The following is a 13816-nucleotide window of genomic DNA, read 5'->3' on the forward strand; positions in this document are numbered from 1 at the left end:
AAGTATAGCCAATATTTGAACAATTTTTAGAACAAAAATTTTTTCTTGCTAGTTGGAACGATTCACCAGTCTATATTCAGATATTGTCTGTGCTAGTCTATTTCGTGAGGCGAATTATCGCCAATGAGATTTTTTACGATTTGTACCTTGTCACTAAATTGCTAGATAAAGATAAAGGATCGCTTTCAATGTCCACAAATGGCCTCACTCCGTGTAATGTACTTTGGTATAACCAATTAGGGATGAATGATGTTGACCGTGTTGGCGGCAAAAATGCCTCGCTCGGTGAAATGATTACCAACCTGTCCGATCTTGGTGTATCCGTACCTAACGGATTTGCGACAACCGCACAGGCGTTTAATGATTTTCTTGAGCAGAGCGGCGTGAATCAGCGCATTTATCAGCTGCTAGATGAAACGGATATTGATGATGTTAATCAACTCGCTGCGGCGGGGGAAAAGATCCGTCAATGGGTTATCGACACCCCTTTTACACCACAGTTAGAAAGTGATATTCGTGCGGCATACCAAACACTGTCTGAAGGTGAAAAAGATGCCTCGTTTGCTGTACGTTCATCTGCAACAGCAGAGGACATGCCTGATGCTTCATTCGCAGGGCAGCAAGAGACTTTCTTGAACGTTCAAGGCATCGATGCTGTATTGGTTGCTATTAAACACGTATTCGCTTCCTTATTTAATGACCGCGCGATTTCATATCGTGTCCACCAAGGCTATGACCACCGTGGAGTGGCACTCTCCGCGGGTGTTCAAAGAATGGTGCGCTCAGATTTAGCATCTTCTGGCGTGATGTTCACCATTGATACTGAATCAGGGTTCGACCAAGTCGTCTTCATCACCTCAGCTTATGGCTTAGGTGAGATGGTTGTGCAAGGGGCAGTAAACCCAGATGAGTTTTATGTGCATAAACCCACCTTGCTGAATAATCGTCCAGCTATTGTGCGTCGTACTCTTGGCTCGAAAAAATTACAAATGGTTTATGCGAACAGTCAAGAGCACGGTAAGCAAGTACAGATTGAAGATGTGCCAGAAGCACTACGCAATCGTTTCTCTTTGACTGATCACGAAGTTGAAGAGCTGGCGCGCCAAGCATTACAGATTGAAAAACATTATGGTCGCCCAATGGATATCGAATGGGCTAAAGATGGTCATAATGGGCGTCTGTACATCGTTCAGGCTCGCCCAGAAACCGTTCGCTCGAATCAACAAGTGATGGAACGTTACCAATTAAAACAACAAGGGAATGTGTTGGTTGAAGGGCGTGCTATCGGGCATCGTATCGGTTCAGGCCATGTTAAAGTGATCCATAACTTAAATGAGATGGATAGGATCCAAGCTGGCGACGTACTCGTTACTGATATGACAGACCCAGATTGGGAGCCTATCATGAAAAAAGCGGCTGCGATTGTGACCAATCGTGGCGGTCGTACCTGCCATGCGGCGATTATTGCCCGCGAATTGGGTATCCCCGCTGTGGTCGGTTGCGGTGATGCGACAGAGCGCCTGCTGGAAAATAGTCAGGTGACTGTTTCCTGTGCTGAAGGGGATACAGGGTTTGTCTATGAAGGTGAGCTAGGATTTGAAATTCATAGTTCCGCCGTTGACGAAATGCCAGCGCTTGATGTCAAGATCATGATGAACGTGGGTAACCCGGATCGTGCATTTGATTTTGCCTGTTTACCAAACGAAGGGGTTGGCTTAGCGAGGTTAGAATTCATTATTAACCGAATGATTGGTGTTCACCCAAGAGCTTTACTGGAGTTCGATTCACAAACTCCTGAGCTACAAAATGAAATTCGCACCATGATGGCAGGTTATGATGATCCCATTGAATTCTATGTTGGTAAGTTGACTGAAGGGATTTCGACGTTAGCGGCAGCATTCTGGCCAAAACGGGTTATCGTGCGTCTTTCTGACTTTAAATCTAATGAGTATGCCAACCTTGTCGGTGGGGATATTTATGAGCCGGAAGAAGAGAACCCAATGTTAGGTTTCCGTGGAGCAGGGCGCTATGTCTCAGATAGCTTCCGAGATTGTTTCGCTCTTGAGTGTGAAGCCGTTAAGCGGGTACGTAATGAGATGGGGCTAACAAACGTTGAAGTGATGATCCCATTTGTGCGGACTGTCGCTCAGGCGGAAGCCGTAGTGGCTGAATTAGCGAAGCATGACCTCAAACGTGGTGAAAACGGCTTGAAAGTCATTATGATGTGTGAGATCCCATCAAACGCATTACTGGCAGACCAATTCCTTGAACATTTTGATGGCTTCTCTATTGGTTCTAACGATATGACCCAATTGACCTTAGGTTTAGATAGGGATTCTGGAGTCGTTTCTGAGCTATTTGATGAACGCAATGATGCCGTAAAAGCCATGTTATCGATGGCGATTCAAGCGGCTAAACGTCAAAACAAATATGTCGGTATTTGTGGTCAAGGCCCATCGGATCATCAAGATTTTGCGCAATGGTTAGTTGAAGAGGGAATAGATAGTCTTTCTCTTAACCCAGATACCGTTGTACAAACTTGGTTAAAATTAGCTGATTCATAATGAATTAATCTATTATTTAAGACGAGAGTCTCAAGCCGACAATTATAATTGTCGGCTTTTTTTATAAATCAAATTGAATATACCGATTGTCAACTTCAATAGAAGCTATCAGTTATTAATTAATATCTAATATAAGTAAATTTAAATACTGGATGAGAATTAATAGGTGTTTACACGGATTAAGTAATATTAGAAAGTTAATAAACCGATCCATTAGTGTTAATCATTTTGAGTTAAATCAATAAGTGATGCTATATAAATAACTATATAAAGAATTATAAGGTGATATTACTTACTCAAAATGGGAGTAATAAAAGATGAAGTCATTACCTTAGTTGCAGGCCAGCCGGCGAGGCCTAGGATGATGAACAAAATTCATGTTGAGAAAAAAATAAAAAAAAAGCCTATCATGGGCTGACAGGCAAAGACTACACACAGCAATTCTATTGGGATAATCACGCATTAAATTAAATAAGCATGATATTGAGATTCGTATTAATCAAAACGTAATTCGATGTGAAGATAATAAATTAATTAAAAATTATAATCACTAAGAACACTCTTAATATATTTATTAGTCGCTGTATCATAAAGAGAATTCGTTTCAACGAAAAAGATAATATCACAAATGAGCTTGAATACTAACATTAGTCTGTTAAATATTGTTTCTAAATATTAATGAACATAATCGATAATCCAACAGTATGCTTAATAGAGAGCATACTGTTGGTTAGTTTAAAGTAAATTTATTTTTTACTCATAAACTCTTCTTCGAGAAACTTTTCTGTTTCTTCAAGGTTTTCATTTGGTATGGCGACCTCATTCATCCAGGCTTTTAATAGACTGTATGACACCGCAAGTACGACCGGACCTATAAACAAACCAATCATACCAAAGGAGAGGATACCACCGATAACCCCAACAAGTATGAGCACCATCGGCAAGTCAGCCCCCATTTTGATCAGCCATGGACGTAAAACGCCATCCATAGTTGCGACAACAGCAGCCCAAACAGCGAGGATGATTGCCCATGTTGTATCCCCTGTCCAGAATAGCCAAATGACGGATGGTACCATAATCAGTAGCGGGCCAAGCTGAGCAACACAGCAGATAAAGAGGAGAACGGTTAAGATAGCCGCATAGCTGATACCCGATAAGGCAAGCCCTACACCGCCAACAATAGCTTGAATAAGGGCGGTGACGACGACACCTAATGCAACGGCGCGGATTGACTGTGCGGCTAAGACTACCGCTGCATCGCCACGTATCCCTGCTAATCGAACGGCAAAATGACGGATACCTAACATCACAGATTCGCCTTTAAGGTAGAGTAAACCGCTAAATAGCAACATTAAGGCGAGATGGAACATAAAACGGCCGGCATTGATGGCTTGTGCGAGGAACCAACCAGCAGCTTGTCCTAAATAGGGTTGGACTTTGGCTAACAGTGCATTACCGCCACTGGCAACCAAACTATGCCAAGCGTAATAAATTTTTTCACCAACGAAAGGGACGCTGTTAAGCCATTCTAGATCAGGCAAGCGCAAACTGTTAGGTGACTTAGCGAGTTCAATTAGCGGAGTGCTATTTTGAATAATACTGCCAATAAGAATACCCAGCGGTATAACGAATAGTAAAAGTATTAAGGAGACCATGACTAAAGCCGCCAACCAACGCTTGTTCCACAACCTTGCTTCAATGCGTAGGAGTAGTGGCCATGTTGCTATCACCATCATACCAGCCCATACAAAACCAAGAATAAACGGGTTCAGTACCCAAAAACAGGCCGCTATCATTAAAATGATAAATGCGAAGCCAAAAATAAGTTTGGGTAAGTCGAGACGTTTTTGCGATTTTTCCATTAATGCCTAATCCTTAACAAATAAAAACACTGCAAGTGAGCTATTTTTTCAGGTGAAAATAACGTAATTTCTTTTTCACGATCAAAAAAAACAATATTGTGATATGGTTCCATCACTGACAATGTCATCAGCGGTTGTACCTTCTTTAAGGAAAACGGGTTTTGCAGGGGGAAGCTCCGTAAACCAATCAGGCACTATTGTGCTACTTAAAATAAAGATAGTACATAACGAGTAATGCGAACACTAAACAACAAGAGTCATCGTTAATAATGATCCCGCGTATAACTGAAGCACCTCATTTAAGTAAACTAGTTATTGAATTTCTGCACCAACTACAGGCACATGGCTTTACAGGCGATAATGGCACTAGCTATGCGGAACGCTTATCAATGGCGACCGATAATAGCATTTATCAATTATTACCTCAGGCGGTGGTATTTCCTCGTTCGAGTGCGGATGTCCAAATTATAACCCGTGTTGCCGGATTAGAAAAATTCAGAGAATTAACCTTCACCCCACGAGGTGGTGGCACAGGAACGAATGGTCAATCATTGACCGAAGGGATTGTGGTTGATATGTCACGTTATATGAACCGCATTCTAGAAATTAACCCTGAACAGGGCTGGGTTAAAGTAGAAGCGGGTGTGGTGAAAGATCAACTAAACCAATTTCTCAAACCCTATGGCTATTTTTTCTCACCTGAGTTGTCCACCAGTAACCGAGCCACATTAGGGGGGATGATCAATACCGATGCATCGGGGCAAGGCTCTTTGGTGTACGGTAAAACCTCAGATCACGTGCTGGGTGTTAAAGCGGTTTTGCTGGGAGGGGAATGCCTTGAAACACGCGCTATGCCTATCGCACTCGCCCAAACGATTGCGTCAGAGGATTCTGTCACAGGGCGTATCTACAAAACCGTACTTGAACGCTGTTTAGAGCAGCGCCCTTTGATTGAAGAAAAATTTCCAAAATTGAACCGTTTTTTAACGGGCTATGATTTACGTCATGTGTTTAATGATGACCTTAGTGAATTCGACCTGACGCGTATTTTAACGGGGTCGGAAGGTTCACTGGCTTTTATTACCGAAGCCACGTTGGATATCACCCCTTTACCAAAAGTACGCCGTTTGGTGAACGTTAAATATGACTCTTTTGAATCTGCACTACGTAATGCGCCGTTTATGGTGCAGGCAAAAGCTCTGTCTGTCGAAACCGTCGATTCAAAAGTACTGAATTTAGCACGGGAAGATATCGTTTGGCATTCCGTGAAAGCATTAATCACCGATGTACCAAACAAAGAGATGCTGGGCCTTAATATTGTTGAATTTAGTGGGGATGATGAGGACGAAATCAATCACTTAACCACGAGCCTGTGCCAGCGTTTAGATGAGTTAATGGCCAATCACCAAGCGGGTGTGATTGGCTATCAAGTCTGTCATGATTTGGATGACATCAACCGTATTTACAATATGCGTAAAAAAGCGGTTGGTTTATTAGGAAATAGTAAAGGGGCTGCTAAACCGATCCCATTTGTTGAAGATACCTGCGTACCACCTGAACACCTAGCGGATTACATAGTAGAGTTTAGAGCACTGCTGGATAGCCACAATCTGAATTACGGGATGTTTGGGCATGTGGATGCGGGGGTTTTACACGTACGTCCTGCTTTAGATATGTGTGACCCGCAACAAGAAGTGTTGATGAAGCAAATTTCAGATGACATTGTCGCGCTGACTGCCAAATATGGCGGGTTATTATGGGGGGAGCACGGTAAAGGGTTCCGCGCTCAATATAGCCCGGCGTTTTTCGGTGAAGTGTTGTATAACGAGTTACGGAATATCAAAGCCGCTTTTGACCCTGATAACCGTCTGAATCCAGGTAAAATCTGTCCGCCAGCCGGTATTGATGCGCCAATGAAACAGGTGGATGCAGTTAAGCGAGGCACCTATGATCGCCAAATACCTGTACAGGTACGCCAAACGTTCCGTGGGGCGATGGAGTGTAACGGTAATGGGCTATGTTTTAACTTTGATGTGAAAAGCCCTATGTGTCCATCAATGAAAATAAGTGGACAGCGGATCCATTCGCCAAAAGGGCGTGCGACCCTCGTTCGTGAATGGTTACGGCTTCTTTCTAACCAAGGCGTCACGCCAGAAAGCTTAGAAAAAGGAATACAAGAAAACCGTCCATCACTACGCGGCTTGATTGAGAAAACACGCAATACATGGCAGGCGAAAAAAGGGGATTATGACTTTTCTCATGAAGTTAAAGCCGCGATGTCTGGGTGCTTAGCTTGTAAAGCTTGCTCAACACAATGCCCGATCAAAATCGATGTGCCTTCATTTAGAGCCAAATTTTTAGCGCTATATCACAGCCGATATTTAAGGCCTGTGCGGGATCATATTGTGGCGGGAGTGGAAAATAGCGCCCCCTTGATGTCGAAAGCGCCGGGTGTATTTAACTTTTTCTTACGTCAGCCATGGGTACAGAAATTAAGTGAGCAGACGATTGGAATGGTCGATCTCCCGCAGTTTTCTCAACCTACCTTAAAGCAAGAGCTATCAGGGCATGCGGCGATGACAGTGACGCTGGAGCAGTTAGAGTCGATGTCTCCTGCACAACGTGAAAACCATGTGTTGGTAGTACAGGACCCATTCACCAGTTATTACGATGCAAAAGTCGTGGCGGATTTTGTCAAATTAATCGAAAAATTGGGCTTTAAACCTGTTTTATTACCATTTTCACCGAATGGTAAGGCGCAACATGTCAAAGGGTTCCTTGCTCGCTTTGCCAAAACAGCGCAGAAAACCGCTGATTTTCTAAATCGGGTCGCCAAATTAGAGTTACCTATGGTTGGCGTCGATCCTGCATTAGTGTTGTGTTATCGCGATGAATACCGTGAGATTTTAGGGGCGCAGCAGTGCCGTTTTACCGTACAACTTGCTCATGAGTGGCTAGTGACATTGCCTGAGCCTACCGAGCATCGTCAGGTGTCGTCTGCCCCATGGTATTTCTTTGGTCATTGCACGGAAACAACCGCATTGCCAAATAGTGCGACTCAGTGGGCAAATTTGTTTAAACGTTATGGTCAAGAGCTTAAAAACATCAGTGTAGGGTGTTGTGGTATGGCTGGGACTTATGGTCATGAAGTGGCGAATATCAAAAACTCGAAAGGTATCTATAATTTATCGTGGAAACCCGCGATAGAGAAATTACCCAAAGAGCGTTGTTTAAGCACAGGGTATTCATGTCGCAGCCAAGTAAAACGTATGGAAAATACACAAATAAAACACCCTATACAGGCGTTATTGGAGATAGTTGAATGATTTGGAGACGTAAATTTACGCTTGACCACATGGCAGAAATGGCCAAAGGCTGTATGTTAGGCCATCTAGGTATTGAGATCACGGGGTATGGTGATGATTACCTTGAAGGCACTATGCCAGTCGACCAACGAACAAAACAGCCATTTGGTTTATTACATGGGGGCGCTTCTGTTGTGCTGGCGGAATCATTAGGCTCAATAGCAGGTTACCTATGCAGTGAAGGGGAACAACGTGTTGTTGGCCTTGAAATTAATGCTAATCACATTCGTTCGGCAACCCAAGGTGTAGTGAAAGGCGTTTGTAAGCCTGTTCACCTAGGGCGCCGCCAGCAGGTATGGAATATTGATATTTTCAATGAGAAAGGGCAACTGTGTTGTACTTCTCGTTTAACGACCGCGGTACTCTCCGATTGATACCCATTAACCTCAACTCGAATAGGGTTGAGGTTCCTTCAACAATTTCATCAGAATTTCAATTTTTGTCTTGCCGATTAAGTTGTATAATAAATGTATCTTTATTAATTTGTGCCATTTAAGTGTATTGATGAGTACATAATATTAAAAAAAATGTAACTTTTTTTAATCGTTATATTTTAATGAGTTAGTGTACATTTTTACACACGATGGCGTATAAATAAGCGCAAAATGCGTAAAAAATGAGCTAGAATAGGTATAACCTTTCAAAACAAATGGTTGAAGTGACAAAGGTTATCGTTACCATAGGATAAACGGAGTTAATCTCCTGATAACTGGCTGAAAAGCCATGAGAATTGTGGGGTCAATATGACTGCAAATGTGAATGACAGCGTAGAAACTTTTTCTATAGACGAAACGAATTGGCAAGGTGTCAGCCTAACTGATAGCGCGGCGAAACAAATCAAAAAATTGATGGAGCAAAATCCTGAAACTAAAGGGCTTTCGCTGGGTGTTAAACAGTCTGGATGCGCTGGCTTTGGCTATGTTTTCGAGATGATCGAGAACCCAACAGAGGATCATTTACTCTTTGAACATGATGGTGCACGTCTGTATGTACCTAAAGAAGCCATGCCATTTATCGATGGTACAGTTGTCGATTATGTCCAAGAAGGGCTTAATCGGATATTTAAATTCAATAATCCGAAAGCGCAACATGCCTGTGGGTGTGGTGAAAGCTTCGGTGTTTAATATGTGAAGTCAGATTATGTCTCAGAGCAATGTAGAAATTGGCGATGAAGTTCAAAGCTGGCTAAATGACCAGCGTTATAAAGAAGGCTTTTTTACGAATGTCGCCACAGATGAAATGGCTAAAGGGATCAACGAAGATGTTGTCCGAGCGATTTCTGCAAAACGTAATGAGCCAGAGTGGATGCTAAAATTCCGCCTTGATGCCTATCATCACTGGAAAGGAATGGAAGAGCCACACTGGTTAAAAGCCCATTATCCAAATTTAGATTATCAAGACTACAGCTATTACTCAGCGCCATCTTGTGGTTCTTGTGATGACAGTTGCGGGTCACAATCCGGTGCGAAGCAAGGAACTGGTGTTACAGAAACCAATAATTATCTAACGGCTGAAGTTGAAGAGGCCTTCAACCAACTCGGTGTTCCTGTTCGTGAAGGGAAGGCCGTGGCGGTCGATGCTATTTTTGACTCAGTATCTGTTTCTACAACATATCGTGATGATCTTGCTAAACACGGCATTATTTTCTGTTCATTCAGTGAAGCTATCCAAGAGTACCCTGAGTTGGTGCAAAAATACCTTGGTACTGTCGTTTCTAGTCACGATAACTTCTTTGCTGCGCTCAATGCGGCGGTGGCATCGGATGGCACTTTTGTGTATATCCCGAAAGGGGTACGTTGTCCGATGGAGCTTTCCACTTACTTCCGTATTAATGCTGCAAAAACAGGGCAATTTGAACGGACGATTTTGATCGCCGACGAAGGAAGCTATGTCAGCTACATTGAGGGCTGTTCAGCACCTGTCCGTGATAGCTATCAGTTACACGCTGCGGTCGTCGAAGTCATCATCCATAAAGATGCAGAAGTGAAATACTCAACGGTTCAAAACTGGTTCTCCGGTGGCGACAGTGAAGCAGGTGGTATTCTTAACTTTGTGACTAAGCGTGCGCTGTGCGAAGGTGAGAATTCGAAAATGTCATGGACTCAATCTGAAACGGGTTCTGCGATCACCTGGAAATATCCAAGTGTTATCTTAAAAGGGGATAACTCGGTTGGTGAGTTTTTCTCTGTGGCACTGACAAACGGTAACCAGCAAGCCGATACCGGCACTAAAATGATCCATATTGGTAAAAATACGCGTTCGACGATCATCTCTAAAGGTATCTCAGCGGGTAAAAGCCAAAATAGCTATCGCGGCTTAGTGAAAATCTTACCAAGCGCACATAATGCACGCAATTTCACTCAATGTGACTCGATGCTTATTGGTACTCAGTGTGGAGCACACACATTCCCTTACGTTGAAGTCAAAAATAACACCGCTCAGCTAGAACATGAGGCGACCACTTCTCGCATTGGTGAAGATCAGCTTTTTTACTGCTTACAGCGTGGAATTAGTGAAGATGATGCGATTTCAATGATCGTAAATGGTTTCTGTAAAGACGTTTTCTCGGAACTTCCGTTAGAGTTTGCGGTAGAAGCACAGAAATTGCTGGCAATCAGCCTAGAGCACAGTGTGGGCTGATCACAATCAGGTTTATATGCGCAAAAGCGCTAAAGGCATGTTGATATGTTAAGTGTTAAAAATTTACATGTAAGTGTAGAAGGCAATGAAATATTAAAGGGCTTATCATTGGAAGTGAAACCGGGTGAGGTTCACGCCATTATGGGTCCGAATGGTTCAGGTAAAAGTACGTTATCTGCAACACTCGCTGGTCGTGAAGAGTATGACATCGACAGTGGCGAAGTCATTTTCAAAGGTAAAGATTTGCTAGAGTTGGACCCAGAAGAGCGAGCTGGTGAGGGTATCTTCTTAGCGTTCCAATACCCAGTAGAAATTCCAGGGGTGAGTAACCAATTCTTCCTCCAAACGGCCGTCAATGCGGTTCGTGAATATCGTCAGCAAGAACCTTTAGATCGTTTTGATTTCCAAGATTTTATTGAAGATAAAATTAACTTACTGGAGATGCCTCAAGATTTATTGACACGCTCTGTTAACGTGGGCTTCTCCGGCGGTGAAAAAAAACGTAATGATATTCTGCAAATGGCTGCTCTTGAGCCAGAACTCTGCATCTTAGATGAAACTGACTCAGGGTTAGATATTGATGCACTGAAAACCGTTGCCAATGGTGTCAATTCACTGCGCTCTCCAGACCGTTCATTTATCATTGTGACGCATTACCAGCGCATTCTGGATTACGTCAAACCTGATTTTGTGCATGTGCTGTATCAGGGGAAAATCATCAAATCAGGTGATTTCAGCTTGGCGAAAAAACTGGAGGAGCAAGGTTATGGCTGGCTTATTGACCAACAGTGAAAGAGCAGGAAAACGTGCTCAGGTAGCTGCATTAAATGAGCAAGCGATGGCGCGTTTTGCAACACTTTTTGAGCAACGCTCTGGGGCGAAATCGCATCATGCGGCGGCACATTGGGAAAAAGCTAAACAAGTCGGTTTACCGGTTTTTCGTCATGAAGATTGGCACTATACGCCGTTGCATTCGGTATTGAATACACATTATCGTTTTGCCGAACAAGATCTTGACGAAAAAGCGTGTGAAGCTTTAGCGCTTCCGATTGATGCCTATCGAATCGTACTTGTTGATGGCCGCTATAGCTCAACACTTAGCTCTATCGATATGGGGCCATTTCAAGTTGCGCTATTAGATAGCCAAGATATGCTGCCCGATGCGGTTAATAGTGAGATCTTTTTGCATTTAACGGAAAGTCTTGCTCAACAGCCAATTGTTATTCACCTAGGTGCAAATCAAATTGCACAAAAGCCCCTTTATCTACTGAATATATCCAGCGGTAGTGATGGCGATACGGTGAATACTAGCCAATATCGCTATCACATCACGTTAGATGCAAACAGCAAAGCGCAAGTGATCGAGCATTTTGTCAGTTTTAACGATAAAGCCCATTTTACTGGGGGCCGTTTAACAGTTGAAGTGGGGGATAATGCGCAATATCAGCACTTCAAACTGAATAACGAAAACAATGTAGCTCAGCATTTTGCTCATAATGACATCGTGGTTGGTCGCGATAGCCAAGTATTAAGCAGCAGCTTTTTGCTGGGTGGAGCACTAACGCGCCATCATACGAGCGCACAACTGATGGGTGAAAATGGGCATTTTTCACTCAATAGCTTGTTATTGCCAAAAGACAGTGAAATTGTCGATACTCGGACTTACCTTGAACACAATGTAGGTCAGTGTGAAAGCCGGCAATTACATAAAGTCATTGCCATGGACGGAAGTAAAGCCGTGTTCAATGGCATGATCAAAGTGGCGCCAAATGCCTTAAAAACAGACGGTCAAATGAGCAATCACACGTTATTATTGGGTGATAAAGCAGAAGTTGACACTAAGCCTCAGCTAGAAATTTATGCTGACGATGTGAAGTGTGGGCATGGTGCAACGGTAGGCCGTATTGATGATGAGCAGTTATTTTACCTGCGCTCCAGAGGGATTGACGGTAAAGCCGCAAAACATATGATTATCATTGCTTTTGCAGCGGAGTTGACTGAGTCGATTGAAAATGAAGAACTCAAACAAGCCGTCATGGCGAATATTCGCCAACGCTTAGCAGAGGTCTAATACGCGTATGACATACAACGTAACAGCAGTTAGGCAGGATTTTCCTGCCTTATCCCAAAGTGTGAATAATCATCCTTTGGTCTATCTTGATAGTGCAGCAAGTGCACAGAAGCCTCTGCAAGTGATTGAAAAAGAGAGCGAGTTTACGTTGCATCAATATGCTGCGGTACATCGTGGGATACATACCCTCAGCGCGCAAGCGACAAGCATGATGGAAGAGGTACGCCAAAAAGCGGCCGATTTTATTCATGCCTCTTCAGCAGAAGAAATAGTTTTTGTTAAAGGCACAACCGAAGCAATCAACCTTGTTGCCAATACCTTCGGGCGAACATTTATCGGTAAAGGCGATAATATTGTCATTACTGAGATGGAACACCACGCCAACATCGTACCTTGGTACATATTAGCCGAATCTATAGGCTTTGAAATTCGGGTCATTCCTGTTAGTGATGATGGGCGGTTACTGTTAACGCAACTTGGTGAACTCATTGATGCCAAAACACGGTTATTGAGCTTTACTCACATCTCTAATGTGCTAGGCACCGTTAACCCCGTTAAAGAGATTATTCAGCAAGCGAGGGCTTTAGCGGCTAATTGTGGGGCTGAGTTGTATGTGCTAGTCGATGGCGCTCAAGGTGCGATGCACAGTGTTGTTGATGTGCAAGAGTTAGACTGTGATTTTTATACTTTCTCAGGGCATAAACTGTATGGGCCGACAGGGATTGGCATTCTGTATGGCAAAAAATCACTTTTAGATAAGATGCCTCCGTGGGAAGGGGGCGGAGCAATGATCCGCCATGTCAGTCTTAAAAACGGGATCACTTATGCGGATGCGCCATGGCGTTTTGAAGCAGGAACCCCCAATGTTAGCGCCATTATTGGCTTAGGGGCGGCCTTTGATTATCTCAACGCGTTAGGGAGAGCAGAAGCCTTTGCTTATGAAAAGGAAGTGATGTCCTATGCTTCTAAAAAATTAAAAGAAATTCCCTCATTAACCCTATACGGTAACGATCAACGTGAAGGGGTGATCGCATTTAACCTCGGCACACATCATGCTTACGATGTTGGCTCTTTTTTAGATCAATATGGTATTGCTATCCGTACTGGGCACCATTGTGCATTACCATTGATGGACCGCTATAATGTTCCTGCAATGTGTCGCGCTTCGGTAGGTATCTATACGACCAAAGAAGAGATAGATTCCTTATTCAATGCATTACAGCGCATTAAAAAATTGTTAGGCTAGGCGTTAAAGCCTGATTGTTTTTGTTATCATTGACTGAAAAAGCCAATATGTTATTGGCTTTTTCATTT

Annotated in this window: 9 protein-coding genes; 8 read left to right on the plus strand and 1 reads right to left on the minus strand. The window is 43.2% G+C overall.

Translation table 11 applies throughout. The features are described from left to right. Positions 1–188: 188 nt before the first annotated feature. Entirely contained in the window at positions 189–2564 is a 2376-nt protein-coding gene (gene ppsA / locus PR699_RS01450; RefSeq protein WP_014658213.1) for a phosphoenolpyruvate synthase, read from the plus strand. Positions 2565–3310: 746 nt separating this feature from the next. Here ppsA and ydiK read toward each other — a convergent pair. After that, positions 3311–4426 carry an AI-2E family transporter YdiK gene (gene ydiK / locus PR699_RS01455; protein ID WP_014658214.1) on the minus strand — a complete coding sequence of 372 codons (1116 nt, stop codon included), beginning with the start codon at positions 4424–4426 and terminating at the stop codon, positions 3311–3313. A gap of 269 nt (positions 4427–4695) precedes the next feature. Here ydiK and PR699_RS01460 point away from each other — a divergent pair, with 269 nt between their 5' ends. The 7 genes from PR699_RS01460 to sufS all read left to right on the plus strand — a co-directional run bounded on the left by PR699_RS01460 (position 4696) and on the right by sufS (position 13748). Next, complete coding sequence (locus tag PR699_RS01460) at positions 4696–7752, plus strand: FAD-binding and (Fe-S)-binding domain-containing protein (protein WP_014658215.1); 3057 nt, start codon at positions 4696–4698, stop codon at positions 7750–7752. Then, positions 7749–8165, plus strand: a complete 417-nt coding sequence (gene menI / locus PR699_RS01465; RefSeq protein WP_004919152.1) for a 1,4-dihydroxy-2-naphthoyl-CoA hydrolase — start codon at positions 7749–7751, stop codon at positions 8163–8165. The genes PR699_RS01460 and menI overlap by 4 nt, the downstream gene beginning before the upstream one ends. A gap of 369 nt (positions 8166–8534) precedes the next feature. Further along, a complete protein-coding gene (sufA, locus tag PR699_RS01470) occupies positions 8535–8915 on the plus strand; it encodes a Fe-S cluster assembly scaffold SufA (RefSeq protein ID WP_004919156.1) in 381 nt (126 codons plus the stop codon). A gap of 16 nt (positions 8916–8931) precedes the next feature. Further along, the gene (gene sufB / locus PR699_RS01475; RefSeq protein ID WP_004919158.1) at positions 8932–10431 is read left to right on the plus strand and encodes a Fe-S cluster assembly protein SufB; all 1500 of its coding nucleotides are present in this window, start codon (positions 8932–8934) and stop codon (positions 10429–10431) included. Positions 10432–10476: 45 nt separating this feature from the next. Next, positions 10477–11223: a Fe-S cluster assembly ATPase SufC gene (sufC, locus tag PR699_RS01480; RefSeq protein WP_004919160.1), complete on the plus strand. Its 747-nt coding sequence runs from the start codon at positions 10477–10479 to the stop codon at positions 11221–11223. Beyond that, entirely contained in the window at positions 11198–12502 is a 1305-nt protein-coding gene (sufD, locus tag PR699_RS01485) for a Fe-S cluster assembly protein SufD (protein WP_004919163.1), read from the plus strand. The genes sufC and sufD overlap by 26 nt, the downstream gene beginning before the upstream one ends. 7 nt (positions 12503–12509) lie before the next feature. Continuing rightward, on the plus strand, positions 12510–13748 hold the full coding sequence (sufS, locus tag PR699_RS01490) for a cysteine desulfurase SufS (RefSeq protein WP_014658216.1): 1239 nt from the start codon (positions 12510–12512) through the stop codon (positions 13746–13748). The last annotated feature ends 68 nt before the right edge of the window (positions 13749–13816 follow it).

Source organism: Providencia sp. PROV268 (assembly GCF_028477805.1).
Classification (GTDB): Bacteria; Pseudomonadota; Gammaproteobacteria; order Enterobacterales; family Enterobacteriaceae; genus Providencia; species Providencia stuartii.